This window comes from Rhodococcus jostii RHA1, assembly GCF_000014565.1.
Classification (GTDB): domain Bacteria; phylum Actinomycetota; class Actinomycetes; order Mycobacteriales; family Mycobacteriaceae; genus Rhodococcus_F; species Rhodococcus_F jostii_A.
On record NC_008268.1, the window covers coordinates 4,099,680 to 4,124,792 of the forward strand.

A 25,113-nucleotide genomic window follows, 5' to 3' on the forward strand; every position below is an offset into this window, starting at 1 on the left:
TCTGCGAAACGCTGGTGAACGGCGGTATTACTGCTTCGGCCGGACCGGATGGCGGCTGACGATGGAGATTCGGTTGAAGGCGTTCATGGTGACGGCGATCCAGCTCACCGTGGAGATCTCCGGGTCGGAGAGGAACTGCCGCGCGAACGCGTAATCGGCCTCCTGGGTATGCGCGTCCGGGAGGGTCGTGATCGATTCGGCCAGGGTCAGCGCCGCGACCTCCCGGTCGGAGAACAGGGTCGTCTCCCGCCAGGCGGGCAGAACCGCGAGTCGCTGCTGGGTCTCGCCGGCCGCGAGTACTGCGGCCACGTGAACGTCCAGGCAGTACGCGCAGCGGTTGATCTGGGAGACACGCACGTTGATCAACTCGACGAATCGCCGGTCCATCCCGACCTCGGTGGTCGCATGACGGACGGCCTTGGCGACGGCGATCTGCGCCTGATAGACGGCCGGACTCTGCTTGTCGATGTGGACGTACTCGTTCTCGGGTGCCGTGCTGCTCATGGCCGACCTTTCCGGGCTCAGGGGTTTTCCAGCAGGTGGGTGCGCATTTCGCTGAAGTCGTGACCGAGGATGCCGACGTCGCGGGGGCTGAGCAGGTCGAACATGTTGCGGCGCACCTCCGCGACATGTCCGGGGCTGGCGGCGGCGAGCTTCTCGGCCCCGGCGTCGGTCAGCTCGGCCAATGTTCCCCGCTTGTCGTCCTCGCATTCGACGCGGCGCACCCAGCCGGTGTCGACCAGCCGGCTGATCGCCCTGGTCACACCGCTGCGGGTGGTGGTGACCGCGTCGGCGAGTTCGCGCATCCGCAATTGCCGCTGCGGCGCCTCCGACAGCACGACGAGCAGTTCGAAGTCCGTGAACGAGATGCCGGCGTCGCGGGTGAGCTGCCGATCGAGCGCCTGCAGGAGTAGGCGTGTGGCGTCCAGGTAGGCGCGCCAGGTGTTCTGTTCGTCGGCGCTGAGCCATCGGGTCGGTTCCACGGCACCAGCATAGCCCAAGTAGTTGACAGCGCAACGACTTGCTGTAATCTGAATTTAGTTGAAAGCGCAATCACTGCGCTCCGCGGAGAGGGGCAGGGCAATGGGCACCACAGACGAGCAGGAGCGTTCGCAGAGGTTCGCGGAGCAACGCGACCGGATCCGCGCCGAGCATCTGAAGCCGGTGGCGGCGAGGCCCGCGTCCTCGGCCCGCGGACTCCATCACACCGCGCTGATCAGCAGTGACGTCGAGCGCACCGTCCGGTTCTATCAAGACCTGCTCGAGTTTCCGCTCACCGAGCTGATCGAGAACCGGGACTACGCCGGTTCGTCGCACTTCTTCTTCGACATCGGCAACGGCAACCTGCTGGCGTTCTTCGACTTCCCCGGACTGGACGTCGGCCCGTACCAGGAGGTGCTCGGCGGACTCCACCACATCGCGATCAGCGTCGAACCCGACCGGTGGGAGCACCTGCGCACGAAATTGATCGACGCCAGCGTCGAACTCGTCGAACACAGTGAGGTGTCGATGTACTTCCGCGACCCCGACGGTGCCCGTCTCGAACTCATCGCCGACCCGCTCGGCGAAATGTACGGCTCACACGTTCTGTGAGAAGCCCGACTCTGAGAAACCTGGCTCTGAGAAACCTGGAAAGGATTCGCTCATGACTGCCGCCATCACCCCGCCCCGCTTCGACGTCCGCCGAGCCGACGACCGGTTCAAGACCGACGCCGGCTGGCTGGATTCCAAGCATTCGTTCTCGTTCAGCAGCCACTACGACCCGGCCAACACCCACCACGGGGTGCTGATGGTCAACAACGACGACATCGTCATCCCGGGTCAGGGCTTCGACACCCACCCCCACCAGGACATGGAGATCGTCACCTGGGTGCTCCAGGGTTCACTGGTGCACCAGGATTCGATGGGACACTCCGGCGTCATCTACCCCGGACTGGCTCAGCGCATGAGCGCCGGAACCGGAATCCTGCACTCGGAGAAGAACGACTCCTGGCGACTGGACGGCGTCAGCGGTGAGCACGCCGACGAGCACACCGATCCGGTCCACTTCATCCAGATGTGGGTCGTGCCCGACGAAGCCGGCATCACACCCGGTTACGAGCAACTCGAGATCGACCACGAGTTGCTCGCCGGGGGATTGGTGCCCGTCGCATCGGGCATGCCGCACTACGCGGACCACTCGGCGATCCGGATCAAGAACAAGTACGCCGCAATGCACGTCGCACGTCTGCAGCCCGGGCAAGCGCCGATCACCCTGCCCGACGCCCCGTTCCTCCACGTGTTCGTCGCGCGCGGCGAAGCGTCGATGGAAGGCGTCGGCATTCTCGCCGAGGGTGACGCCGTCCGGCTCAGCGGTGGCGGCGGCCAGCAGGTGACCACCGACACCGGCGCCGAGATCATCGTGTGGGAGATGCACGCGACGATCGCTGGGTGACGCGAGCCGCAGGGCAGGTGCGGGTGTAGGTCCCGGACCGGAGGAGTTCCGTGGTGTCGCCCAGCCGGAGTTCGCATTCGCTGCCCGACGGCACGGTCAGGCTCAGGGTGAACACGTCGTCGGCGATCGTCCAGCGCACCGCGATATTGCCGTAGGGGCTGCAGTGCTCGGCGTGGGCAGTATTGATGTCCCCGCCGGGTCGCGGATCGACGACGAATCGGCGATAGCCGACGGTGTGGGGGCCGGTGGTCTCGGCCGGGCGTAGGCCGGCGACGAACTGGTGGAGAAACGAGATGACCGCGCCCTTGGCGTAGTGATTCAGTGAGGCGGTGGCGCGGCCGTTCTCGTCGACTCCGTCCCATCGCTCCCAGATGGTGGTGGCGCCGCGGTCGATCATCTCCATCCAGGACGGATTGCCGGTGGACAGCAATACCCGGTAGGCGGTGTCGAGGTGCCCGTTGCGTGCGAGCGCGGGCAGCAGCATGCCGGTGGCCAGGAAACCGGTACCGAGGTGATAGTCGTTGTCGACGAGCAACTGTGCGAGTTCGTCGGCGAACCGCCGGCGACCTTCGGCCGGCACGAGGTCGAACTCCAGGGCGCGTACATAGTTCGCCTGGGTCGGGTGGGTCAGTGTGCCTTCGGGAGTGATGAATTCGCGTTGCCAGGCGCGGACGGCTCCCGCGGCGATCGCGGCATAACGGCACTCGTCCCGGTCGCGGCCGAGTACTCCGGCGATCTGCGCGAGCAGTTCGGCCGACCGCGCGAGGTACGCGGTGGCGACCACACTGTGATCGCGGGCGGGATCGGGGGCGGGAATCTCGTCGGGTTCGAGCCATTCACCCCAATGAAAACCGGTGTCCCACAGATATTCTTCGTGAGCGTCCGGTGTGGGACGCGCCCGCGCGCGGTCGGGATGGCGGCGGTCCCGGGCCGCGCCGGCGGCCCGCTCGACCCAGCGGGTCATGGAATCGTACTGGCGTTCCAGGACTTCGACGTCGCCGTACAGTCGCCACAGCTGCCAGGGGACGATGACGGCGGCGTCGCCCCATCCGGCCGAGCCGTTGGCGATGTCGGCGAAATGGTTCCCCGACGGCTGATTGCCTGCCGGGTTGGGCACGATGTTGGGAACCGTGCCGTCCGGCCACTGGTCGGCGGCGAGATCGCGCAGCCACTTGTCGCTGAAACCCGCGACATCGTGTGTGAAGGCGGCTGTTTCGACGTACACCTGCCAGTCGCCGGTGAAGCCCGACCGCTCGCGCTGGGGACAGTCGGTGGGGACGTCACAGGCGTTGCCGCGGAAACTCCACACCGCGGCGGCGTGGAGTTTTGCGAGACGATCGTTGTCGCATCCGAAACTCCCCACCTGTTCCAGGTCGGTGTGCACGACGGCGGCGGTGACCGAGCCGGGTCCCGGTTTGGTCGCGAGACCGTCGAACTGGACGTAGCGGAATCCGTGCGTGGTGTGGCGCGACTCGAATGCCTCGCCGGCGCGCCCGGACGACACGACGTGGTCGACCTGACCGGCGGGCAAACCGGTGCCGGTGGCGAACTCGAAGGCGCGCAGGTGATCCGTGTCGACGCTCCCGTCGGCGGCCAGGGACTCACCGTGGGTGAGGGTCGCGTGCGTCCCGGCCGGGCCGAGGTCGGCCGCGGTCACCCATCCGTTGACGTTCTGCCCGAAATCCACGACGTACGTTCCCGGTCGAGGCTCGGTGACGGCCACCGCCGCCAGGGTTTCGATCCGGCGCACCGGGGGCGCCACGCCGGTCGTCAACCGGGAACGATCGTCGTAGAGTCCACCACGAGCGACCACCGCGGGGTGGCGTACCTCCCCGGCGGGCACCCGCCGCAGATCCACCCGCTGGCCGTCCATCAGGTCGGCGGCGTCGATCTCGCTCGGTGTGCTGGTCCAGCCGTCGCCGGTGCCGAAGCGTTCCGACGTTCCGTCCGCATACCGGACGTGCAGTTCCGCGAGCGCGGCAACCCGATCACCGAAACTGTCGCCGTGGCGTTCGAACCCGTGCCGTCCACGGAACCACCCGTCGCTCAGCAGGATTCCCAGGTCGTTGTGTTCCGGGTGCAGTAGGTCGGTGACGTCGAAGTGCTGCACCTGCAGGTGTGCCCGGTAGGAGGTGAAGCCGGGGGTCAGCTCGTGATCACCGACCCGGACATCGTTGACGAAGAACTCGTAGATGCCGTGAGCGGTCGCGAACAGCGAGGCGTGGGCGATCTCCGCCCGCGGTCGCCAGGACGCGCGTAACCGGTATACGGGACGGTGACCGAGCGGGGGAACGTCCGGCTCGTACGGTTCGATCCAGTCGGCCGTGAGGTCGCCGCCGTGCAGAAGGCCGGTGACCCACGTCGCGGGCTCGGACCAGTCGCTCGGTCCGAGATCCGTCCAGCACCGCACCTGCCAGGTGCGTGCCTCGCCTGCGGTCGGCGCCGGATGCGTTGCCGTCCAGGGTCGTACGAGGACGTGGTCGCGACCTTCGATGATCTCGGTGGTGAACAGGGTGCTCGACGTGCGGTCGAAGGCGCCCGCGACCCGGACCTGGTAGGCCTGTTGACCTGTGCTTCCGGTGGGCAGCCGCCAGGACAGTCGTGGGTGGGTCGTGCCGCAGGGTTCGCCGGGCCGCAGGTGTTCGAGACGCAGGTGTGTCGGTGTCGTCATCGGATCGACCGCACGAAGAGAACGGCTGCCCCGGCGACGGCGGCGCAGGCGGCCAGGATGCAGAACAGAAGCGCATAGTTGTTGCCGGTGAGCGGGAGGAGCACGGCCCCGATGAGCGGGACGATTGCGTAGGGGAGTGTGGCCGCCACCTGGTACACGCTCATCGCCTTGGCCGTCTGCCGGACGTCGGGCACGACCGCGGCGGCGATCGCGATGTCGACCGTGAGGTAGCAGGCCTGACCGATCGTGAAGGCGACGAACGCCAGCAGGAACCCGCTGACGTGCGGGTTCACGGCCAGGTACACCAGTGCCCCGCCGGTGAGGAACGACGCGACGGCGACGAAGGCCTTGCGCCGGCCCAGCTTGTCGGAGAGGAATCCGGCGAGCAGGAACGACACGATCGAGATGGGCGTGGTGACGGCGGTGGCGTGGGCGTATTCGGCGGCCGCGTCCGTGATGCTCAGGGCCGCCGCGTCGACCAGGAAGTAGGTCGCGTAGGTGGTGAGCCCGACCATCGCGAGCCCGAACAGAAACCGGCTGATCCAGTTGAGCGCGAAGTCCGCGTGCCGGATCGGGTTGATCCAGTAGCTCGACGCGAACTCGCGAAAGCTGTAGGGCTGCAGCGTGGCCGGGTCCACACGCGAGTCGGCACCTCGGATGACCACGGCGACAACCGCCAGGCACACGACGGCGGCGATACCGGGGATGATCATCATCGGCACCGGGTGGTCGGCAAGGCGACTCCCGAGAGTGACGCCGGCGAGGACGGCGAACGCCGTGACGAAGCCGATCATGCCCGACAGCCGGGCGCGCAGATGGTCGGGGACGAAGTCGGGGATGAGCGCGACGAACCCGGCCAGCGCCGCGGAGTAACCCAATTGGGCGAGTGCCCAGCCCGCGGCGATCGCAGCGACGTTCGTTGCCAGCGCGATCACGGTGAGACCGGCCAACGCGACGAGAGCACCGCCGATCAGCCACGGGGTGCGTCGGCCGAGCCGGCTGGTCGTGCGATCGGACAGGGAGCCGAACAGCGGTATCGAGGCGAGCGCGACGAGGGCGCCGATCACCACGACCGTCGACAGCCCGAGCGTCTTGCCTTCGGCGTCCACGCCGAAGATGCGGATCGACAGCGTGATGATGGTCGGGGTCAGGCTGCCGAAGTACACCCCGAATGCGCCGACGACCATGGCTGGGACGACGTAGCGGGGACTTGGCGCGGTGACCGCGGAGGGGTGGCCGAGGTGTGCCGGGGACGGGTGTGTGGAGCGAACGGTAGCCATCGGCGTTCCGCCTTCCGTGAAGTGAAGATCCGCGCGGCGAGGTGGTGCGCAGCGGACGTCGCAATGTGATGCACAGCACCGTACACGAAAACCGGGTTCATCCGGTTTTCAATTCGAGAATTGTGCTGTCGTATCGTGGCGACATGGGAAAACGGGCGCGTGGCAGCTACTCGGTGGGCATCGAGCGGCGCACGCGAATCGTGGAGGCCGCCGCGGGGCGATTCTCGGCGGACGGGTACCACGCGACCACCATGACCAGCATCGCCGCCGACGCGGGGATCAGCGACAGCGGTCTGCTGCACCACTTTCCGACGAAGAAGCACCTGCTTCTGGCCGTTGCGCAGTACCGCCTCGACACGTCGGCGGAGTGGTGGGACACCCTCCCGGCCGAGGCGTCGGGTCTGGCGACTCTGGATGCGATGGTCGACGCGGCCCGGCGACTCGTCGGACAGCCGGGTCTCATCGAACTGTTCGTGCTGGTGAGCGCGGAGGCGGCCGATCCGAGCAGTCCCGCTCACACCGTCTTCGCGCAGCGCTACGACGGCGCCGTCGAGGCCCTCGCCGATCGCCTGCGTCAGGGGGCGCACCGAGACGGGCTGCCGGCTTCGCTGGATTACCCGGCGCTCGCGCGCGAATGCATTGCGGTGAGCGACGGCCTTCAGTTGCAGTGGGTGCTCAGCGACGGGGCCGTCGACATCGTCGAGGGTGTCCGCGGACATGCCGCCCGGCTGACCGCCGCGCTCACCGGCGCGGCAGAGGGAGAATCCGGGTCTTCCGTTCCGGTTGCCGAAGCTGTTACTGTGCCCGACAGACAGTGATCTAAGGAAGGGCCTTACAACCGCGCGAGCGGCGACCCAGGCCCGGGTCCTGCATCCGAAGGAGTTCAGTCCCTTGGACACGGCTTCGACCGTCGTCCGCCGATCCACCGTCGAGTACGCCCCCGATCTGCTACTCGATCTCGTCCGTCCCGCCGAAGCAGAGCATCCCTTGCCTGCGATCGTGTGGATTCACGGAGGTGGTTGGCGGCTTCAAGACCGCACTGCATGCCCAGATCTGGTGCAACACTTCGCACAGCACGGCTATGTCATGGTCAGCATCGACTACCGGCTCGCGCCCGGAACCTGCCACCCCGGCCAGCTCTTCGACGTCCGGCGGGCGGTGCGCTGGCTCCGTGCCAACGCCGCCGACCACGGCATCGACCCCGACCGGATCGGTGTGTGGGGCTCGTCCGCCGGTGGGCACCTCGCGGCATTGACCGGAGTGCACTCGGGCACAACACGATTGCCCGGTGAAGAACCCGCGACCGTCGACAGCTCGGTCCAGGCCGTCGTCGACGGTTACGGGCCCGGCGACCTACCCGGCCTCGTCGACCTCTCCGCGGAACGGACACCGGGGGAGGATCATTCCCCGGAGGCTTCGTTGCTCGGCGGCGCGATCCGCGACCGGCTGGACGCCGCGAGATCCGCGAGCCCCGCACTGCAGGTGGCGCCCGGAGCACCGCCGTTTCTGGTCATGCACGGGCTCGGCGACAACCTGGTGCCGTTCGCGCAGAGCGTCGCGTTGTACGACGCGCTCGTCGCTCACGGCAACGACGCCGTTCTCTACCTGATCGAGGGATTCGGGCACGGGTTCTTCAACCCGGGCCACGTCCTCGAACTCGGCCCCGACCAGACCCTCGACCAAGGCCGTCTCGAACGAGATCCGCAGGCGCCCGCCTCCACTCGCGCGGTGAGCGACGTCGGTCGCGCGCTGACCGAGAGGTACCCCTCCGCCTCGTTCGCCGCGGTCGAAGCCTTCTTCTCGCACACACTGAAACCAGGTACCGGCACACCATGACTACTTTCGACATTCCCGTCCTCGACGAGATCCACGCTGCCGCTCCGCAACTCGACGCCCTCCCCGGCCGCTGCGTGCCCTACGCCATGGCCGCCGGTGAAGGCGAGCGCCACGAACTCGGCGGGCAACTGATCACCGTCATCGCCCGGCCGGAAGACACCGGCGGGCAATTCGGTGCCGCATATGTGTACGGCGGCAAGGGAACCGAGACGCCGTTTCTCGCCCACGATCGCGAGCACCGCTTCCTGTACGTCACCGACGGACGGCTGCAGATCTGGTTGCCGGGCGAATCGCACCTGCTCGTGCCCGGTGACTCGGTCACCGTCCCGGCCGGGACGCCGTACGCCTACCGCATGCTCGCGCACCGGACGCGGTTCCTGAGCTGGCTCACCGTCGGCGACGGGCACCGGTGGTCGCAAGCCACCGGGCAGGCCACCCCATCACACGTCTTCGACGCCGAGGCTGCGCCGATGTCGGACGCGCGGCAATCCGAACTCGCGGACCGGTTCGGTGTCCGGGTCCACGATCTCGAGAAGACGGACCTGCCTGCGGTGACCGGCACGTCCTTGCCCGCCGCGGAGTCCCCCTACGTGCTGCAGGCGGGCGAAGGCGACCGCTGGGCGAGTCTCGACCAGCTGAACACCTATCTGGCACGGCCGCGGAACACCGGCGGAACGTATTTCGCGATGCACACCATGGGCGGCAAGAGTGCGTACATTCCCCGTCACTTCCACCGCGAGCACACCGAGAACTTCTTCTGCATCGAGGGCCGAATTCTCCTGCACGCCAACGGCCGGGAGATCATGCTGACCAAGGGCGATTTCCTCCATGCGCCTGCCGGAACGATCCACAGCTTCGCGTTCGACAGCCACGACACGCAGATGCTCGGCCTGTTGACCACGGGCGTGTTCGAGAAGTTCTTCGAGTACATGAACGTCCCGACGGACGCGCACGTCCACACCGAGGGCGGCGACATGCAGTTCCCGGCCGAAGGGTTCGCGCGGGCGCGTGCGGAGCTGGACCTCGAGGTCGTCGGGCCGCCGCCGGCACGCGGCGACGGACGGTGAGACCCGTCCGGCGCGCACACGTCCGGAGCGGCTGAGCTCTACACTCGTGCCATGGCGATCCAGAGCACCGTCACCCGGGCAGAGTCCCTGGTCGCCCACATCCAGGACCGGATCGCCGCGGGTGAACTCGCGCCCGGTGATCGGGTGGGCACCCGTAAGGAACTCCAGGCGGAGTCGGGGATGGCCCGCGGAACGGTCATCGAGGCCGTCCGGCTCCTGCAGGATCGGGGGGTCATCACCGTCCGGCCCGGGCCCGGCGGTGGCCTATTCGTCGCCGAACCGTCCTCGGTGGTCCGGCTCGGCCGCACCCTGCTGACCGTCGAGGGCGACGCGGCGGGAGTCGCCGACGCGATCGCCGTCCGGGAAGAACTGGAACCCCTCGTGACGGAGCTGGCCGCCCGGCACCGGACCGATGCCGACGTCGCCGACCTGCGGCAGGTGATGACCGTCCTCGAGGATTCGGCCGGTGACCCCGAGGCGTTCATCCGTGCCGTGTGGGATCTGCACCGCCGGATCGTGGCGATCGGCCCCAACCAGGTGTTGCGCGAAACCTATCTGAGCCTGGAAACCTATGTGGAGCAGCACGCGACGCGCGCGAGCCGCGAACGAAGCGCCACCAATAGCGAGTACTTCGCGCGACGGATCGACGTGCACCGTGCGCTGGTCGATGCGATCGAGTCCGGCGACGCGACCCGAGCCCGCGCGGCCGCTCAGGCGCACGCTCACTGAGCGATCACTTCTCGCAGTCTTTCTCGATTCCCGTGCTTGACAGGGGGCAGTGGTCTGTGGCTACCATCACACATAACGGTTATAACCGTTTATTGGAGGAGTCGATCCTCCCCTCACCGACCAGGAGTGTTCCGCATGAATTTCTCCACGTCCTCACCCGGCGGCCGCGGCAGAGTGCTCGTGCCCGTCCTCTGCTGGGCTGCCCTCCTCAGCGACGGATACGACCTGTTCGTCTACGGCGCCACCCTGCCCGCCCTGATCGGACACGCCCCGTGGTTCATTACGGCGGGGGCGGCAGGCACCGTGGGCAGCGCTGCCCTGGTCGGAGTCCTCGTCGGCTCGCTGACGGCCGGGACGCTCACCGACATCCTGGGCCGTCGCCGCCTGTTCCTCGCGTGCCTGACACTCTTCTCGACGGCAACCCTGGTCACCGCGATCGCCCCGACCTTCGAGATCTTCGCCGCCACCCGGCTGGTGGCCGGCCTGGGGATCGGCGGGTTGATGCCCACCGCCATCGCGATGGCGGCGGAGTTCGCGTCCCCGGCCTACCGGTCCCGGATCCTCGGCATGGTGCTCACCGGACCGGCGTTCGGCGGCGTCCTCGCATCGACGGCGTCCCTGGTGCTGCTCGAGGAGTTCGGTTTCCGTCCGGTCTACGCACTCGGTGCGGTTCCGCTGATCACGTTGTTGCCGTTGGCGTTCGCGTTTCTACCGGAGTCGCGGGCGTTCGTCGCCGAACGATCCTCCGAGGAACGGGCGTCGAAGTCGCCGGTCGCCAAACTCTTCGGTGACGGGATGGGGCGGGCCACGGTCGGCATCTGGTTCGTCGCGATCTGCAGCATGCTCACCATGTTCGGGGTGACAACCTGGCTGCCGCAGATCATGCGCAATGCCGGTTACCCGATCGGTTCGGCGGTGACGTTCCTGCTCGTCTACAGCGCCGGCGCCATCGTCGGAACGCTGCTCGCCTCCGTGCTGGCCGAACGGTTCGGGTCCAAGCCGCTGGTCCTGACCGGGTTCTCCACGGCCGCAGTCTCTCTCGCGCTGTTGGGCACGCACCCGCCGACCGCCGTCCTGATGCTGCTGGTGGCGCTGGCCGGATTCGGCGGCCTCGGCACCCAGAACATGCTCAACGATCACATCGCGACGTTCTACCCGGCCCGGTTCAGGGCAACCGGGCTCGGGTGGGCGCTCGGAATCGGACGGGCAGGCGCGATCGCGGGCCCCACGTACGGCGCGTTCTTCGTCGCCGGTGGCGGTGCCGTCATCGTCAGCTCACTGGCGTTCGCCGTGCCCGCGCTGATCGGCGGCGTCGTGATGGCGACCCTCCCACGACGCCCCCGCGCCACCCCCGCCGCCGCGAACAACCATTTCGAAGCAACCACCGCGCGCAGCACCGAAGTTTCCCGCTAGAACTCGTCACCGAACGGTGGCGGACGAAAAGGATGAAATAGATGAAGATTGTCGGCTACCGCAAGAAGGATCAGGACGCCGTGACCGTGGGTGTCCTCCGCGACGGCTTCGTTCGACCGCTCGCCTCGCTCGAGGAGTTCTGGAGCGACGCCGCCGGCTGGGTGGCACGAGCGGAACACCTCGAATCGCCGGAGATCGACGTCACGCTCGTGAGCGTGGTGCCGCCGGTGCCCGACTCCGCCCGCGTCATCTGCGTCGGCCTCAACTACAAGGCCCACGCCGCCGAGGGCGGCTTCACCCCGCCGCCCTACCCCACGTTGTTCGGGCGGTGGACCCCGTCGCTGAGCGTCGACGGAGCCCCGACGCCGGTGCCGGCCAACGAGGCGGGCCTCGACTGGGAGGGTGAGGTGGCCGCGTTCATCGGCACCCGGCTCGAAAGCGTCGACGCGGCCACCGGCCAGGCCGGGGTGCTCGGCTACGCCTGCTTCAACGACCTCACCGCCCGCAAGGCGCAGAAGCTGACCGCGCAATGGACACTCGGCAAGAACGGCGACCGGTCCGGCCCCCTCGGACCGCTGGTTCCCGCCGGTGAGGTCGGGGATCTGTCCGACGGTCTGCGGGTGCAGACCCGCGTCAACGGAACGGTCGTGCAGGACGGCAACACCCGGGACCTGATCTTCTCGGTCGGCGAGATCATCGCCCTCGTCAGCGAGACGTTCACCCTGCACCCCGGCGACATCATCGCCACCGGCACCCCGGAGGGCGTCGGCTACGTGCGGAACCCACCATGGCTGCTCGGGCCCGGCGATATCGTCGAGGTGGAGATCGACAAGCTCGGCGTCCTGCGGACCCCGATCGTCGATGCCAGCGGAAGGAAGGGCGCATGACCGACGTCGCGTCCGGTGTCGACCGGATACCGGTACTGATCGTCGGCGGCGGGCCGTCCGGGCTCGCGGCCGCGCTCGAGCTGGCCCACCACGGGGTGGCAAGCCTGGTCGTCGAACCGAGGGTCGACGTCGACTCCGAACGCCCGCGCGCCAAGACCACCAACGCCCGCACCATGACGCACCTGCGGCGGTGGGGACTGGCCGACGAGGTGCGTGCCGCGTCGCCTCTTCCCGTCGAGTGGGCGCAGGACATCGTGTTCTGCTCGACTCTGCTGGGCCACGAGATCACCCGGTTCGAGAACGGCTTCCAGCTCGACGTCGCCACCCCGACGCTGGCGCCCGAACGCGGCCAGCAGGCACCACAACCTGTCGTGGAAACCGTGCTTCGGGAGGTGGTGCAGCGCAGCGAATTCGCCACCCTGCAACTCGGGGCGCGGGTCACGTCGCTCGAGGAACTCGCCGACGGCACCGTCCGTGCCACGGTGGAGGGTCCGGGGCAGACCCGAACGGTCGTGGCGGACTACGTCCTCGGGTGCGACGGCGGCGCGAGCATCGTGCGCGAGTCCATCGGCGCCCGGTTCGAGGGCACGTCGGGCGAGCGCCCCAACCTCAGCATCCTGTTCCGTGCGCCGGGCCTCGCCGAGCGGGTGCCGTTCGACGGGGCCGTCCACCACTGGGTGATGGCACCCGGGGCGGCGGGCATAGTGGGCCGGCTCGACCTATCGGACACCTGGTGGGCGATCGTACAGGGCGTCGACGTCCGGGACGAGGAGGTCGACGCCACCGCGCTCGTGCACAGCCTCATCGGAGAGCCGGTCCCGGTCGAGATCATCGCCACCGACCCGTGGGTGGCACGAATGTTGCTGTCCGACAGCTACCGCAAGGGTCGGGTGTTCCTCGTCGGCGACGCCGCGCATCTCAATCCGCCGTGGGGCGGGCACGGGTACAACACGTGCATCGGTGACGCCGTCAACATCGCGTGGAAGCTCGCGGCGACGCTGCGCGGCTGGGCCGGGCCGCAACTGCTCGACAGTTACGAAGCCGAACGCCGGCCCGTCGCCGCCCGCACCATCGCCGAAGCCGGAGCGCAGGAAAAGGCTCTGGCGCACCACTTCTCCACTGTCGAGATCGGTCAGGACGGCCCCGCGGCAGACGAGGCGCGCCGCCGCACTGCAGAGGCGCTCGCCGTGAAGAAGAGCGAATTCCACTCGCTCGGACTCGTTCTCGGCTACGCCTACACCGACTCACCCGTCATCGTGCCCGACGGTTCGACGCCGCCGGCGGAAGATCCCGTCGAGTACGTGCCCACCTCGTGCCCCGGAGCGCTACTGCCGCACGCGTGGTTGGGCGACGGCCGTTCGCTCTACGACGCGCTCGGCCCGGAGTACACCCTCGTCGTGCTGGACGACGTGGGATCCTCGCGGCGCACCGCCGAACTCGACGCGCCGACGGCGAAGGCCGCGGAACTCGGCGTCCCTCTGACGGTGCTGCGGCTGTCCGACACCGGTGGATCTCTGGGCAGTCTCCTCGGCGCCCCCTTCGTCCTCGTCCGACCCGACCAGCACGTGGCGTGGCGGGGCGGCGACCTCGCGGGCGCCGAGAAGGCGATCGACCTCGCGGCGGGATGGTGAGAACACCTCCCCTCGCCGGACGCTCCACCTCCACACTCGAGAAGGAAGATTCACGTGTCTGCTCTCCATGAGGCGCCCCAGACGGCGACCAAGCTGCTCGTGACCGCCATGGGTTTGATCGATACGTTCGACCCCCGGCAACGGGCGACCGCGATCATCGACGATTTCGACGACCCGCGGCGGCTGAACTGGGACATCATCCCCAAACCGGACCGCACCGGCATCCCGCTCCACCAGTTGGACCGTCACCAGAAGGTGCTGGTGTGGGATCTGATCCGGTTGGCAGTGCCGCTGCGCACCTTCACGAAGGTGCTCTCGATTCCGCAACTCGAGCACGTGCTCCGGGACTACGAGCAGGACTTCCTCGGACCGGCACTGCAGACGTGGCGCACCTCGGATTCGTACTTCCTGACGTTCTTCGGCAGGCCGGGATTCGAGGACACCTGGACGCTGCGTTTCCTCGGTCACCACGTCTGCCTCAACCTGACCATCGTCGACGAGCGGTGGATCTCCGCCACCCCGGTCGCGCTGGGCGCCCAGCCCACCGAGTACGACGGGGTGCTCAAGCCCCTCGCCGACGACGAGGGCCTGGCCTTCGACCTGCTGGCCTCCCTGGACGACGAGCAACGCGGCCACGCCGTCATCCACGACGTCGCCCCCGCCGACTTCGTGACCCGGCAGGTGCCGCGGATCGGGGCCTACGAATACCCCGACCATTACGACCTCGGCATGCCCGGGTACACCATCACCGACGCCGACCGGGTCGCCCTGAAGTTCGTCCGCGACCGGCCGTCCGGGATCAGCGGCGCGAAGCTGTCCGGTGACCAGCAGCACACGCTGCTGGGGATCGTGGACTGCTATCTCGAGCGACTGCCCGAGGAAGCCGGCGACCGCCACCGGCAGGCGCTGCGAGAGGGGGGCATCGACCGGGTGTTCTTCGCGTGGGCCGGTGCGCAGAAGCGCGGCGCACCGCACTACTTCCGCGTCCACACCGACCGGTACCTCATCGAAGCGGTCAACTCCGTCGGCGGCGGAAACCACCTGCACACCGTGCTGCGGGACTTCGACAACGACTTCGGGCACGACCTGCTCGCACTCCACGCCGGGACCGACTCGAAGTGGGGCGGCGGGCACCTGAGCAGCCGGACGGTGTCCAGCGAACAGTCCGATCCGCACCTCGAACCCTGAACGCCGCTCGGCCCCGCACAGCGCTGAGCGGGGCCGACTCCGGCCCGCGGAGTGTGAGACTCGTCAAGTTTGTCCATTTCGGTTTCCCTGTTGCCTGATCAGTGGCGACACTGGTGAAGCTGATATTTAACGTGGACGAAACAATGAGGTGGATTGTGTTGGGGCGCTCGAAGGCAACCGTGGTGTACTCGGTGTCGGGTCGACCGTCCAACCCGTTCGCGCGACCCGTCGATCGCTTCGCGGCCACCCTGAAATCCGTCATCGTCACCCTCGGGGGTCTCGCGATCGTGCTCGCCGCCGTGATCGGCACCTGGGAGTACCACCAGGAGAGTGCGCGGGCCGCGCAACAACGCGCCACCACAACCCTCGTCGAGGCCGTCACCAGCGCCGACGCCCCGATCACCCTGTCGCCCGGCGGCTCGGTCCGGACCACCCCGATGGTGAAGGCGACGTGGGCCTGGGGCTCCGAGTCCCGCACCGACAGCATCGAGGTCCCCTCGGGGACCCCGGCGGGCACCTCGAAGACCATCGCCGTCGGCGACGACGGAAGCTGGGCCGGCCCGCGGATCACGACCTCCGACGTCGTCAGCGCCGCGGTCGCGGCAGTGCTCGTCACCCTCGCCGCGAGCGCGCTGATCCTGGGTGCGGTGTGGGCGATGTGCTCACGCGCGGTCGAACGCCGCCGCCAGCAGTACTGGGACGAGAGCATCCGCAGGCTGTTCGCGACCTACAGTCGCTGATCCTCCCGCAGGCCGGTTCGACAGGCCTCGCACCTCACCTCCGGCGGAGCTGAATCCGCTTCGGACGACACCCGATCGCGTTGTGCCGTGTCGGTTTCGGTGGACTCACTCCGGGTTATTCAGGTGATGCCGAGGAAAGGTGGGAGCCATGTCCGACCGGGATGCTTCTATATTCGAAAGCGAACGCGAGCTCGACGAAGAGTCCGTCCGTAAGGCGCAGCGGACCGTCGCCCACCACTCGATCGATGCCGAAGACTGCCGGATGCTACTCGCTGCCCTCGGCATCCCCCTCGTGCGCGACCTCGAGAACGAATCACTCTCCGGCACGGCCGGCGCCGAATCTCTCTGACCGGCGCGTCTCGCGAGACGCCCCACGGGACCGCTGCTGGGCGACAGGCGTTCACAGCGACTCCACAGCGAAGCTCGAGGGTGCCCGCACCGGCGACCGCTTGTATGGGAAGTAACCCGAACAGCCCATGGAGAGGTCCTCATGACGAACAGCCCGCGTCACCACGCCGAGAAAGGCACGAGCACGATCGCGGCCTCAGCCACGACCTGAAATCGATGTTGTCGCGTCGCCGCGCACTGTTCGTGTTCGGCGCGGCGGGTGCGACCGCGCTCGCCGCGTGCTCGACCGCGGGATCGACGGCGACGTCGTCCTCGACAGGGGCGGCCGCGACCACGGGGGAGACGGTGAGCGACGGCACGTGCGTGGCGGCGGCGCGGCAGGAAACGGCCGGACCGTATCCCGGCGACGGGTCCAACGGCCCGAACGTGCTGGTCGAGTCGGGGATCGTGCGGCAGGACATTCGCAGTAGCTTCGGCGCGTACACCGGGACGGCGGAGGGTGTCGCGACGACCATCGAACTGAACCTGCAGGACCTGACGAAGGACTGCGCGGCCGGCGCGGGAATGGCCGTCTACCTGTGGCACTGCGACCGGGACGGCGAGTACTCGCTCTATGGTCAGGGCATCACCGAGCAGAACTACCTGCGCGGCGTTCAGTTGGCGGACTCCGCGGGCACGGTGTCGTTCACGTCGATCTTCCCGGCCTGCTACTCGGGACGGTGGCCGCACATTCACTTCGAGGTGTTCGACTCACTGGAATCTGCGGTGGCGGGCGAGGACGCCCGGTTGACGTCGCAGATCGCTGTGCCGCAGGACGCGTGCACCACGGTCTTCGCCTACGACAGCGGTTACGCGAACAGTGTCGGCAACCTGTCGAAGGTCTCCCTGGACTCGGACAACGTCTTCGGGGACGGCTGGGATGCCGAGTTGGCCACCGTGTCGGGCGAACCCGCCACCGGTATGACGATCTCGATCACGATCGGTGTCGCCGAGAAGTCGGCGAACGCGCAGTCCGCGCCGAGCGGTCCCGGTGGGGGTGGCGGACAGCCGCCGAACGGGGCGCCCGGCCGGTAGCCGTCGCGGCTCGGTTCCGTCGTCGGTCAGCTGACGTGCCACCCGGGTGGACGGTCGAGTTCGTTCCATTCGCGCGTCAGCTGAGCCTGCTGGCGGCGGGACGCGACCCAGTGCACGACGAGGAACAGGAGGCAGTACCCACCGGTCGCGGTCACCCAGATCCCGCACGCGACGCTCACCGCCGTGGCGGCGTTCTGCGAACCGGTCTCCGGTGCCGGGACGAGATCGCCGTTCTGGTCGAGCCAGACGGTGACGGTCTGGCCGGCCTTCGCGGCCGATTCGGTCGGAACGTCGGCGGTGTGCGTCTGCCCGTTCGCCGACCACTGCACCCGTGCGTGGGCTTGATACTGGGGTGAGGCGGGCAGGGGTTCTCCTGCGCTCCCGGTGCGGGAATCGTCGACGAGCGTGGCGGGTGTCGGGTGCTGGGTGGCGAGTTCGGCTCGCGTCTGCTGGTCGAGCCGCGAGTACGTCTCCGTTCCGTAGGCCGCGGCCAGTGGAATCATCATGAGCACGAAGAACACCCCGATGAGAACCATCGCGGATCGGAGCCGGTCGCACCCCCGCATGAGAGGGTTGCGGCTCCATGGACCCAGACGCCACAGGCGTATCGGCGCTGCACACGTTTCGCTCATCGCGCACCTCCGGGTGGTTGCCCACCACCATTGTGCAACCGAAACGGCTGCACGTGTAGGGCCTTCTGGCAGGTGTTCGCGCGCGGTCGGCGTGGCTGCGTCAGACCCGCCGGGACAGGTCGGGCGACGGGGGAGCTGTCAAACGCCGATGCCGGTGAAGGCTTTGGTCAGTGCCTCGATCCCGGCCCGGACCGTGGGGCGGTCGTTGTCGGCGCGGCGGAGCGCGTAGATCTCGCGCTCGAGTGTGGGACGCACCGGGACGATCGCCACGTTGTCCGGTACCCAGACGCGGGCCAGGCGCGGCACGAGTGCTGCGGCGAGACCGTGCGCGACGAATTCGAGTTGAGCCGCGAATTCGGGCACTTCGTACCTGATATCCGGTTCGACGCCGCGGTTGCGCAACGTCTGCACCAGCCAGGTGTGGTACACCGCGCCCTTCTTCCACGTCGTCCACGGCATGTCCGCGATCTCGTCGAGGTCGACGTGGTCGCGAGAGGCCAGCGGATGGTCCCGGGACAGTGCGACGTCGGCGGAGTCGCGGTGCACCAGGGTGTGGACTGCGTCCTCGGGCAGGTGCAGCGGCATCGTGACCCAGCTGTCGACGACGGCGAGGTCGAGTTCACGGCGCACGATCGCGGGTACGAGGTCCTCGGTCTCGCCGGCGAAGAAGCTGACCGCGAGCTGCGGGTGGCGCCTGCGCAGCGTCGCCACGGCAGTCGGCACGACGACTCTGCCTGCGGAGGAGAAGGACCCGATTCGCAGTTCTCCCACCACATCGCGGTCGAGGGAGACGACTTCGGATTCGGCCTGCGCCAGAAGCGATATCACTTCCTGTCCGCGACGGGCCAGGAGCCGGCCCGCATCGGTGAGCTGGACGCCGCGGCCTGCGGGCACCAGGAGTGCGACGCCGACCTCGCGTTCGAACTTTCCGAGTTGCTGCGACACCCCGGACGGCGTCACGTGCAGGGCGCGGGCTGCGGCGCCGATCGATCCGTGTTCGGCGACAGCGCACAGCGCGCGGAGGCGATCGACACTCAACATAGTAGTAATGCTACTGCTTTCATGACACGACTATTCACTTGTTGTAATGGTTGGAGCCTCGGAGAATTCTCGGTGTGACTACCGCCCTCCGTTTGCGTCCCCGTGCCCTCGTCAGCCCCTCGTTCAGCGTCGCGTCCGTGGATCCGCGACTGCTGGTGCTGGCGGGTGCGGTGGCGACTTCGCTGACCGGCAGTCTCATCAAGCTGTCCGGGGTGGAGCCGGCCACGTCGACGTTCTTCCGGTGTGTGCTGGCGCTGCCCATCCTCGGTCTCCTTGCGCTGCAGGAGTTTCGGCGGTACGGCGGGATTCCGCGTCGGGTGATCGCGGCCCAGGTGCTCGGCGGGATGATGCTCGGCGTCGACTTCGCGCTGTGGGCGCGATCGATCCACCTGATCGGCGCCGGAATCTCCACCGTCGTCGTCAACGTGCAAGTCGTCGTCGTGCCACTGCTCGCGTGGGTCTTCTTCCGTGCACGAGTGCCGGTCCGTTTCGTCGTGGCGGTTCCCTTCCTGTTCGCCGGCGTGGCGCTCGCCGGCGGAATCCTCGGCGGCAGCGGCGACGGCGATCAGCTGTTCCTCGGAACTCTGCTGTCGCTGGCGGCGGGCGTGGCCTACGGGATCTACATCTTCGTCATCGGCCGCGCCGGATCCGCACACCGGGCGCCGTCGCAGGTGTTCGTGTCGACGATCGCCGCGGGCGTCGTCGGGACCGCAGTGGGATCACTGTGGGGAACGGTGGACCTGACGCCGGGATGGCCCGCGCTGGGATGGCTGGCGGCGCTGTCGTTCAGCAGCCAGGTACTCGGCTGGGTCCTCATCGGATTCGCTCTGCCGCGGCTCGCCGCCGAGGTGGGCGCCACGTTGCTGCTGCTCCAGCCGGTGCTGGCGATGCTGTTCTCCATCGTGATCGTGCACGAGCGACCCAGCATCGGGCAGTTCGCCGGTTGCGCACTCGTCGTCGCAGCGGTGTGGATGGTCACCCACGTGAAGCCGGCGGACCGGCGTCCGGTGACCGCCCGAATCGCCGAATGACCCGGGTGCGGCGCCTGCCCGTGTTTCACCCCGTCCGCAGCGACGGCTCGTCGGCGGGCGGTTCGGGTGGGTGCTGTCGCTGCTTCGCCGAGTACAGCTCGCGGTCGGCGTGCCGATAGAGCGCGGTGAGTGGGTCGGCCTCTCCGGTGCACGACGCGGCGCCGAAGCTGAACGGGGTAGGGCTCCGCCGGGCGAGTTGCGCCGTCACGCCGGGCAGCTCGGCGTGATGCTCGCCAACCACGCAGGTGACGAACTCGTCGCCGCCGACCCGGGCGAGAAGGGCGCCGCGGGGCATGTGCGCGGCGAGGTAGTTGGCGAGGTCGACGAGAACCGCGTCGCCCGCGGCGTGGCCGTAGTGGTCGTTGGTCGACTTGAACTGGTCGACGTCGATGAGGACCAACGACACGGAGACCTGTCCCGTGCCCGCGCTTTCGAGCGCATGCCGGAACGCGAGCTCGAAACCGGCGCGGTTGAGCAGGGCCGTCAGTCCGTCGGTGCTGGCCGATTCGATCAGGGTCCGGGTGAGGGACCCGAACATCCCGGCCGCGCCGACTACGCAGGTGACGGCCACGACGAGAACGGCGGCCTTCACGGTCACCGTGTCCACTTCCACCGGCACCAGCGTGAAGGCGGTGGGCGCGACGACGACTCCGACCACCATCAACCCGGTGAGGCATCCGACGAGGAGCCTCGACTGCCGTTTCGGGTAGAACACGACGAAGTACATCGCCAGGAACATCGCCGCGATCGCGCAGAGCAGTTGGGCGACGGCGAGAACGAGACCGGACATGACGATCGGTGTGGCGAGCAGTGCCGCCGCCGTGCAGACCTGGTAGGCGCGTCGGCTCGGCCTGCGCCCGCCCCGGTGCAGCACGACGAGTGCGAACACTCCGAGGAGAATGCCCGCCGTGCGAGCGGCGACGGTCTCCGGCCGGATCGACAACCCGACCATGGGCGGGAGGACGAACCCCGCGAGGTGCAGCGCAGTCGTGATCCACAGGTAGCGGCGCAGGATGCGCGGCTGATAGTCCTGCAGGACCGTGTCGACGGACGAAGCAGCGAGGGGCCTCACCCTCGCAATTATCCAGGACCTGTCCCGGAAAGGGCGGGCTCTCGCGACCGCCCCTCCCGGGAGACCGAGTCAGCTGGGCGTGGACGCGGGAATTTGCGTGGCATCGTCGTGCCACGGCGGTGTCTGGATGCCCGCGCCGTCGTACATCGGGAGTCGAATCCCTTCGCCGTACCGGGCGATCTGGTCCCAGGGGCGGTTGAGGCCGAACGTGCCGTAGGTGCGGACCCGGGTCACCGCGTCGAGGTCGAGGGTGTCGACGAGGACTTCTTCTCCCGACCCTGCCTGCTGGCGGATGATGCCCTCGGGGTCGACGACGACGCTTTCGCCGACTCCGGCCGGGTCGGCGCCGTTCACGTTGACGACGTAGACCTGGTTGGTCCACGCGTTGGCGCGGGAGCAGACGAGTTCCATCTCGCGGTCGCGGGTGGTGGTGAGGGTCGGTTGGATGATCACTTCCGCGCCGAGCCAGGCCAGTTGGCGCGCGGTTTCCGGGAAGGAGCCGTCGTAGCAGATGGCCAGGCCGATGCGGCCGATGCCGGGAATATCGAAGACGACGAACTCGCTGCCGGGTGCGGTCTGCTCGTACGGCTGCCAGGGGAAGACCTTGCGGTAGCGGGCCACCACCTCGCCGAGAGGTGATACGGCGATGGCGGTGTTGTAGATCTTGTCGTCGTCGCCGCGCTCGTAGAGGCTTCCCGGCACCAGCCACAGGCCGGTCTCCTCGGCGAGTGCGCAGATCCGGTCGATGTGGGGGCCGGCGAGTGGGAGCGCCACCTTGTCCATCCAGTCGGCGCGGGCCTGCAGTAGGGGCGCCTCCGCGGCCAGCACGAGTTCGGGGACCACGACGAGTTCGACGTGCGGGAAGGTGTCCCGGACGGCGCGGACCTGGTCGGCGAACCGCTGCCAGGTGGCCTCCACGTCGAACGGGACGGGGGCGGTCTGGATGGCGGCGATGGTCAGTGTGCGCATGGGTTCAGTCCTCTGTGACGGTCAATTCGGTGACGGCGGTGCGGCCGTCTCGGAAGAAGCGGCGGAAGCGGGTGCGGACGAGCACCATCGCCACGGCGCCGACGGCGATCGAACCGACACCGAGCAGGAACACCCCGCCGATGCCGTGGAACGAGGTCGCCCCGTAGTCCGGGTCGAGCATGTCGTGGGCGCTGCGCGCGAAGGCGGCGAGCATGATCGTGCCCCCGAGTGCGGGCAGGATGCCCCGGAGGAACAGGTCGCGCGGCGAGTCGGTCAGGCGGTGGCGGAAGTACCAGACGCAGGCGAGACCGGTGACACCGTAGTAGAACGCGATGAGGAGGCCGATCGAGAGGATCGCGTCGCCGAGGAAGTTGCCGGAGACGAGCGTGAGGGCGGTGAGCAGCACCGCGGCGGTCGTACCGAAGAACACGGTGCCGAACGCGGGCGTGCGGGAGGTGGGGTGGATTCGGGTGAAGGCGCGGGGCAGCGCGCCGTGGGTGCCCATGGAGAGGGTGGCGCGTGAGCTGCCGATGACACAGGTGAGCAGCGCCGAGATCGCCGAAACACAGATGGCGAGTTCGACCACCTTCGACAGTCCCGCGCCGAGTACCGGCGGCCCGAGCGTGGCGAGCACGTCGCCCGCGTTGTCGGGATTGCCCAGGCCCAGCCCGTCGGTGCCGATGCCGGCGAAGCTGATCGCGGCGAATCCGGTGAACAGATACGTGCCCAGCAGGACGAGGGTGGAGATCACCGCGGCCTGACCCGGGATGCGGTCGCTGTCACGGGTTTCCTCGTTGACGGTGATCAGCGCGTCCCATCCCCAGTAGATGAACAGGCACAGCAGTACCGCCTCCGCGAAGGGGCCGAAGCCGCCGAATGCGAACGGGTTCAGCCAGGACAGGCTCGGTGTGGAGGCGCCGGTGCGGGCGAACGCGGCCGCTCCGAAGCCGAACAGGGCGACCAGTTGCAGCCCCAGCAGCACGTACTGCACGGACGCGGCCAGTTGCAGCCCGCGGTAGGCGATGGTGGTGACCGCGGCGACGATCAGGACCGCGGTGACGATCACCGCGACGTTGTCGGACGCCAGCGAATCCAGGCCGAGCAGGGTCAGGAGGTATCCGGCTCCGACGCGGGCGAGTGCCGTCATCGCGATGAGGGTCGCGATCTGCACCACCCAGCCGCCGGAGAGCCATCCCGTGTGCGGACCGAACGCGCGGGTGGTCCAGACGAACGTGGTGCCGCAGTCCGGCATCTCCCGGTTCAGCTCGCGAAAAGCGAACGCCGTCAGAAGGATCGGAACGAAACCGAGGAGGAGGGCGGCGGGGGCGAGGTTGCCGACGACCATCGTCACGAAACCGAGCGTGACCGCGATGCTGTACGCCGGCGCGACCGAGGACAGGCCGAGCGCGACTGCGGCGAGCAGACCCACGGAGCCGCCCCGCAGTCCCTTTCCGGTGGGTGCTGGTGGTGGGTCGAGACTCGTCTCGGCGTCGGTGGGATTGGTCGACACGGTGACTCCTGAGATCGGGGCGGATTCTTTAAACAGAAATTTAAGAACAGTGTGATCTACGTGTCAATAGCTGGGAAGGTATTGTCTAAATCTCCATATAGAAACCGGGGAAGAGCGGAGCGAGGGCAGTGGCGCGGAAGAAGGATCAGGGGGCCCGCCGGGCCGAACTCGGTGAGGCCGTCCAGCGGGCGGTGCTCGCGCGCGGACTGGAGGGGGTGCGTCTTCGTGACATCGCGGAGCAGGCCGGGGTCACCCCTGCGGCGGTGCTCTACTACGGCGACCTGGACGCGTTGATCTACGAGACGTATCAGCGGGCCATCGAACGGTTCAGCCAGGAGCGCGAGCGCGTCGCCGACCAGTTCCCCGACGCGCGCGACCGCCTCCGGGCCTGCATCGACCACGGGGTCGCGAGCGGACCGGACGACGAACTGGTCCGACTGCTGTTCGAGTGCTGGCCTCGATCGCTGCGCGACGCCAAGGCGGCGGCCCTGGACAGTTCGCTGACCGAGCGCCAAATCGCCGTCTACTACGGCATTCTCGTCATCGGGCAGACTCAGGGTCACTTCACGCTCACCGACCCGCCGCGCCTGCTCGCAGCGAATTTCGTGGCCATGGAGGACGGCTATCAGATGGAGGTGCTGGCCGGCCGTCGCAGCCGCGCCGAGGTGATCGCCAGCCTCCACTCCTACGCGCGCGCGGCCACCGGACACGATCTGAATGGCTAGGCAGGGTATGGGAAACTGGGAGTAACAGATAGGTTGGATTCGCGTCGCCAGGCCCGGCCGCCGAGCACCGAAAAGGAGCCTCCCATCAAGATCCTGCAGAACGTCTCGAGCGAGATCCGCGAGTGGGAACGCGGCTTCAGGACGGTGATGCTCCGAGTACGCCAGATCGGGGTGCTGATCGACCGTCTGGGGCCCGCGGCCGACGACCTGTCCGAACTGCTGGACGCCGCCAAGCAGATCGCGGAGACAGCGGAGGGGCTCGCCGTGAGCGCAAAGGGCATCGACCGGAGCGCCGAGATCATCGCCCGCGACGCGGAGAAGATCGCGCAGGCGCTGCCCGCGGTCGAGCGGCTGGGGAGACTCGCAGACCGCCTACCCGGAGGGGGTAGACGGTCTGCTGCCGGGCGGTGACGGATGGACGCGGCCCCGTCAGGCGGTGTTACCGAGCGAGATCGTGAACGTCGGTGCCGACGAGGCGCAGCTCGGCGGGCTGCGCCTTCGGGTCGTCGGCGATCCCCGAAATCGGCATCATGGCGAGAGCCTGATCGAATGCGTCGACGAGCCATTCCCCGGTCACCGTCACGAGTTGGGTGTCTTCGGCGGCGGGCTGCTTCTGGAAGAAAGTCACCACCCACGGGTTCTGCGCGTCCGGATCGGAACTGAGATCCCCCGGTGCGTTGGTGGCGAGCAGGTGAATGCCGCGCTCGAAATCGACCCGGACGGCATAGCCGGTGCCGGTGTTGACGACGGTGGCTGGGCGGTGCGCGGCCAGGGCCAGCGTCATGAGGGCATCGGCGTAACGGGTGGTGTGCTCCACGGTGAGTGGCATGAACGA

Annotated in this window: 26 protein-coding genes; 16 read left to right on the forward strand and 10 right to left on the reverse strand. The window is 68.2% G+C overall.

Annotation, left to right across the window (positions count from 1 at the left end; all coding sequences use genetic code 11):
- Positions 1–27: 27 nt before the first annotated feature.
- A complete protein-coding gene (locus RHA1_RS18915; protein ID WP_011596438.1) occupies positions 28–504 on the reverse strand; it encodes a carboxymuconolactone decarboxylase family protein in 477 nt (158 codons plus the stop codon).
- A 17-nt stretch (positions 505–521) separates the two neighbouring features.
- Positions 522–983, reverse strand: a complete 462-nt coding sequence (locus tag RHA1_RS18920) for a MarR family winged helix-turn-helix transcriptional regulator (RefSeq protein WP_009476979.1) — start codon at positions 981–983, stop codon at positions 522–524.
- Between the two features lie 100 nt (positions 984–1,083).
- Between RHA1_RS18920 and RHA1_RS18925 the strand changes: the two genes are divergently transcribed.
- Positions 1,084–1,593 (forward strand): VOC family protein, encoded by a 510-nt coding sequence (locus tag RHA1_RS18925; protein WP_011596440.1) that lies wholly within the window; start codon positions 1,084–1,086, stop codon positions 1,591–1,593.
- A 52-nt stretch (positions 1,594–1,645) separates the two neighbouring features.
- A complete protein-coding gene (locus tag RHA1_RS18930; RefSeq protein WP_011596441.1) occupies positions 1,646–2,434 on the forward strand; it encodes a pirin family protein in 789 nt (262 codons plus the stop codon).
- Here the strand turns inward: RHA1_RS18930 and RHA1_RS18935 are convergent.
- Positions 2,397–5,105 carry an alpha-L-rhamnosidase gene (locus tag RHA1_RS18935; protein ID WP_011596442.1) on the reverse strand — a complete coding sequence of 903 codons (2,709 nt, stop codon included), beginning with the start codon at positions 5,103–5,105 and terminating at the stop codon, positions 2,397–2,399. The genes RHA1_RS18930 and RHA1_RS18935 overlap by 38 nt on opposite strands.
- Positions 5,102–6,385, reverse strand: a complete 1,284-nt coding sequence (locus RHA1_RS18940) for an MFS transporter (RefSeq protein ID WP_011596443.1) — start codon at positions 6,383–6,385, stop codon at positions 5,102–5,104. Before RHA1_RS18940 ends, RHA1_RS18935 begins: the two co-directional genes overlap by 4 nt.
- Before the next feature lie 143 nt (positions 6,386–6,528).
- On the opposite strand from RHA1_RS18940, the gene RHA1_RS18945 reads away from it, so the two are divergent.
- The 11 genes from RHA1_RS18945 to RHA1_RS18995 all read left to right on the forward strand — a co-directional run bounded on the left by RHA1_RS18945 (position 6,529) and on the right by RHA1_RS18995 (position 17,298).
- Entirely contained in the window at positions 6,529–7,203 is a 675-nt protein-coding gene (locus tag RHA1_RS18945) for a TetR/AcrR family transcriptional regulator (protein WP_050787329.1), read from the forward strand.
- A 73-nt stretch (positions 7,204–7,276) separates the two neighbouring features.
- Positions 7,277–8,221 carry an alpha/beta hydrolase gene (locus RHA1_RS18950; RefSeq protein ID WP_011596445.1) on the forward strand — a complete coding sequence of 315 codons (945 nt, stop codon included), beginning with the start codon at positions 7,277–7,279 and terminating at the stop codon, positions 8,219–8,221.
- Positions 8,218–9,288 (forward strand): quercetin 2,3-dioxygenase, encoded by a 1,071-nt coding sequence (locus RHA1_RS18955; protein WP_011596446.1) that lies wholly within the window; start codon positions 8,218–8,220, stop codon positions 9,286–9,288. The genes RHA1_RS18950 and RHA1_RS18955 overlap by 4 nt, the downstream gene beginning before the upstream one ends.
- 51 nt (positions 9,289–9,339) lie before the next feature.
- Positions 9,340–10,017 (forward strand): FadR/GntR family transcriptional regulator, encoded by a 678-nt coding sequence (locus RHA1_RS18960; protein ID WP_011596447.1) that lies wholly within the window; start codon positions 9,340–9,342, stop codon positions 10,015–10,017.
- Between the two features lie 135 nt (positions 10,018–10,152).
- Complete coding sequence (locus RHA1_RS18965) at positions 10,153–11,430, forward strand: MFS transporter (protein ID WP_011596448.1); 1,278 nt, start codon at positions 10,153–10,155, stop codon at positions 11,428–11,430.
- Between the two features lie 41 nt (positions 11,431–11,471).
- Entirely contained in the window at positions 11,472–12,317 is an 846-nt protein-coding gene (locus RHA1_RS18970; protein ID WP_011596449.1) for a fumarylacetoacetate hydrolase family protein, read from the forward strand.
- Positions 12,314–13,948: an FAD-dependent oxidoreductase gene (locus RHA1_RS18975; RefSeq protein ID WP_011596450.1), complete on the forward strand. Its 1,635-nt coding sequence runs from the start codon at positions 12,314–12,316 to the stop codon at positions 13,946–13,948. Before RHA1_RS18970 ends, RHA1_RS18975 begins: the two co-directional genes overlap by 4 nt.
- Before the next feature lie 54 nt (positions 13,949–14,002).
- A complete protein-coding gene (locus RHA1_RS18980; protein WP_011596451.1) occupies positions 14,003–15,136 on the forward strand; it encodes a DUF3500 domain-containing protein in 1,134 nt (377 codons plus the stop codon).
- Between the two features lie 155 nt (positions 15,137–15,291).
- Positions 15,292–15,876, forward strand: a complete 585-nt coding sequence (locus RHA1_RS18985) for an Rv1733c family protein (RefSeq protein ID WP_011596452.1) — start codon at positions 15,292–15,294, stop codon at positions 15,874–15,876.
- A 148-nt stretch (positions 15,877–16,024) separates the two neighbouring features.
- The gene (locus RHA1_RS18990; RefSeq protein ID WP_009476989.1) at positions 16,025–16,225 is read left to right on the forward strand and encodes a hypothetical protein; all 201 of its coding nucleotides are present in this window, start codon (positions 16,025–16,027) and stop codon (positions 16,223–16,225) included.
- Between the two features lie 215 nt (positions 16,226–16,440).
- Positions 16,441–17,298 (forward strand): dioxygenase family protein, encoded by an 858-nt coding sequence (locus tag RHA1_RS18995; protein WP_423816239.1) that lies wholly within the window; start codon positions 16,441–16,443, stop codon positions 17,296–17,298.
- A gap of 26 nt (positions 17,299–17,324) precedes the next feature.
- Here the strand turns inward: RHA1_RS18995 and RHA1_RS19000 are convergent, their stop codons facing one another.
- Entirely contained in the window at positions 17,325–17,930 is a 606-nt protein-coding gene (locus RHA1_RS19000; RefSeq protein ID WP_011596454.1) for an Rv1733c family protein, read from the reverse strand.
- Between the two features lie 138 nt (positions 17,931–18,068).
- Positions 18,069–18,971: a LysR family transcriptional regulator gene (locus RHA1_RS19005; protein ID WP_011596455.1), complete on the reverse strand. Its 903-nt coding sequence runs from the start codon at positions 18,969–18,971 to the stop codon at positions 18,069–18,071.
- A 74-nt stretch (positions 18,972–19,045) separates the two neighbouring features.
- On the opposite strand from RHA1_RS19005, the gene RHA1_RS19010 reads away from it, so the two are divergent.
- The gene (locus RHA1_RS19010) at positions 19,046–20,002 is read left to right on the forward strand and encodes a DMT family transporter (protein ID WP_011596456.1); all 957 of its coding nucleotides are present in this window, start codon (positions 19,046–19,048) and stop codon (positions 20,000–20,002) included.
- 25 nt (positions 20,003–20,027) lie between these two features.
- On the opposite strand, the gene RHA1_RS19015 is transcribed toward RHA1_RS19010, so the two are convergent.
- The 3 genes from RHA1_RS19015 to RHA1_RS19025 form a co-directional block, all read right to left on the reverse strand.
- The gene (locus tag RHA1_RS19015; protein ID WP_011596457.1) at positions 20,028–21,074 is read right to left on the reverse strand and encodes a GGDEF domain-containing protein; all 1,047 of its coding nucleotides are present in this window, start codon (positions 21,072–21,074) and stop codon (positions 20,028–20,030) included.
- A 69-nt stretch (positions 21,075–21,143) separates the two neighbouring features.
- Positions 21,144–22,043: a carbon-nitrogen hydrolase family protein gene (locus tag RHA1_RS19020; protein ID WP_011596458.1), complete on the reverse strand. Its 900-nt coding sequence runs from the start codon at positions 22,041–22,043 to the stop codon at positions 21,144–21,146.
- Positions 22,044–22,047: 4 nt separating this feature from the next.
- The gene (locus tag RHA1_RS19025) at positions 22,048–23,553 is read right to left on the reverse strand and encodes an APC family permease (RefSeq protein ID WP_011596459.1); all 1,506 of its coding nucleotides are present in this window, start codon (positions 23,551–23,553) and stop codon (positions 22,048–22,050) included.
- 128 nt (positions 23,554–23,681) lie between these two features.
- Between RHA1_RS19025 and RHA1_RS19030 the strand changes: the two genes are divergently transcribed.
- Together RHA1_RS19030 and RHA1_RS19035 are read left to right on the forward strand one after the other, a co-directional pair.
- A complete protein-coding gene (locus RHA1_RS19030) occupies positions 23,682–24,278 on the forward strand; it encodes a TetR/AcrR family transcriptional regulator (protein WP_011596460.1) in 597 nt (198 codons plus the stop codon).
- A gap of 33 nt (positions 24,279–24,311) precedes the next feature.
- Entirely contained in the window at positions 24,312–24,689 is a 378-nt protein-coding gene (locus RHA1_RS19035; protein ID WP_011596461.1) for a hypothetical protein, read from the forward strand.
- Positions 24,690–24,717: 28 nt separating this feature from the next.
- Here RHA1_RS19035 and RHA1_RS19040 read toward each other — a convergent pair whose 3' ends face one another.
- Positions 24,718–25,107, reverse strand: coding sequence for a hypothetical protein (locus RHA1_RS19040; RefSeq protein WP_009477012.1), 390 nt, complete (start codon positions 25,105–25,107; stop codon positions 24,718–24,720).
- Positions 25,108–25,113 lie beyond the last annotated feature (6 nt).

Coding starts and splice junctions, on each gene's coding strand:
- RHA1_RS18915 (WP_011596438.1), bottom strand. CDS start 504: ATGAGCAGCACGGCACCCGAGAACGAGTACGTCCACATCGACAAGCAG.
- RHA1_RS18925 (WP_011596440.1), top strand. CDS start 1,084: ATGGGCACCACAGACGAGCAGGAGCGTTCGCAGAGGTTCGCGGAGCAA.
- RHA1_RS18930 (WP_011596441.1), top strand. CDS start 1,646: ATGACTGCCGCCATCACCCCGCCCCGCTTCGACGTCCGCCGAGCCGAC.
- RHA1_RS18935 (WP_011596442.1), bottom strand. CDS start 5,105: ATGACGACACCGACACACCTGCGTCTCGAACACCTGCGGCCCGGCGAA.
- RHA1_RS18940 (WP_011596443.1), bottom strand. CDS start 6,385: ATGGCTACCGTTCGCTCCACACACCCGTCCCCGGCACACCTCGGCCAC.
- RHA1_RS18945 (WP_050787329.1), top strand. CDS start 6,529: ATGGGAAAACGGGCGCGTGGCAGCTACTCGGTGGGCATCGAGCGGCGC.
- RHA1_RS18955 (WP_011596446.1), top strand. CDS start 8,218: ATGACTACTTTCGACATTCCCGTCCTCGACGAGATCCACGCTGCCGCT.
- RHA1_RS18960 (WP_011596447.1), top strand. CDS start 9,340: ATGGCGATCCAGAGCACCGTCACCCGGGCAGAGTCCCTGGTCGCCCAC.
- RHA1_RS18965 (WP_011596448.1), top strand. CDS start 10,153: ATGAATTTCTCCACGTCCTCACCCGGCGGCCGCGGCAGAGTGCTCGTG.
- RHA1_RS18970 (WP_011596449.1), top strand. CDS start 11,472: ATGAAGATTGTCGGCTACCGCAAGAAGGATCAGGACGCCGTGACCGTG.
- RHA1_RS18975 (WP_011596450.1), top strand. CDS start 12,314: ATGACCGACGTCGCGTCCGGTGTCGACCGGATACCGGTACTGATCGTC.
- RHA1_RS18990 (WP_009476989.1), top strand. CDS start 16,025: ATGTCCGACCGGGATGCTTCTATATTCGAAAGCGAACGCGAGCTCGAC.
- RHA1_RS18995 (WP_423816239.1), top strand. CDS start 16,441: ATGTTGTCGCGTCGCCGCGCACTGTTCGTGTTCGGCGCGGCGGGTGCG.
- RHA1_RS19000 (WP_011596454.1), bottom strand. CDS start 17,930: ATGAGCGAAACGTGTGCAGCGCCGATACGCCTGTGGCGTCTGGGTCCA.
- RHA1_RS19005 (WP_011596455.1), bottom strand. CDS start 18,971: ATGTTGAGTGTCGATCGCCTCCGCGCGCTGTGCGCTGTCGCCGAACAC.
- RHA1_RS19020 (WP_011596458.1), bottom strand. CDS start 22,043: ATGCGCACACTGACCATCGCCGCCATCCAGACCGCCCCCGTCCCGTTC.
- RHA1_RS19040 (WP_009477012.1), bottom strand. CDS start 25,107: ATGCCACTCACCGTGGAGCACACCACCCGTTACGCCGATGCCCTCATG.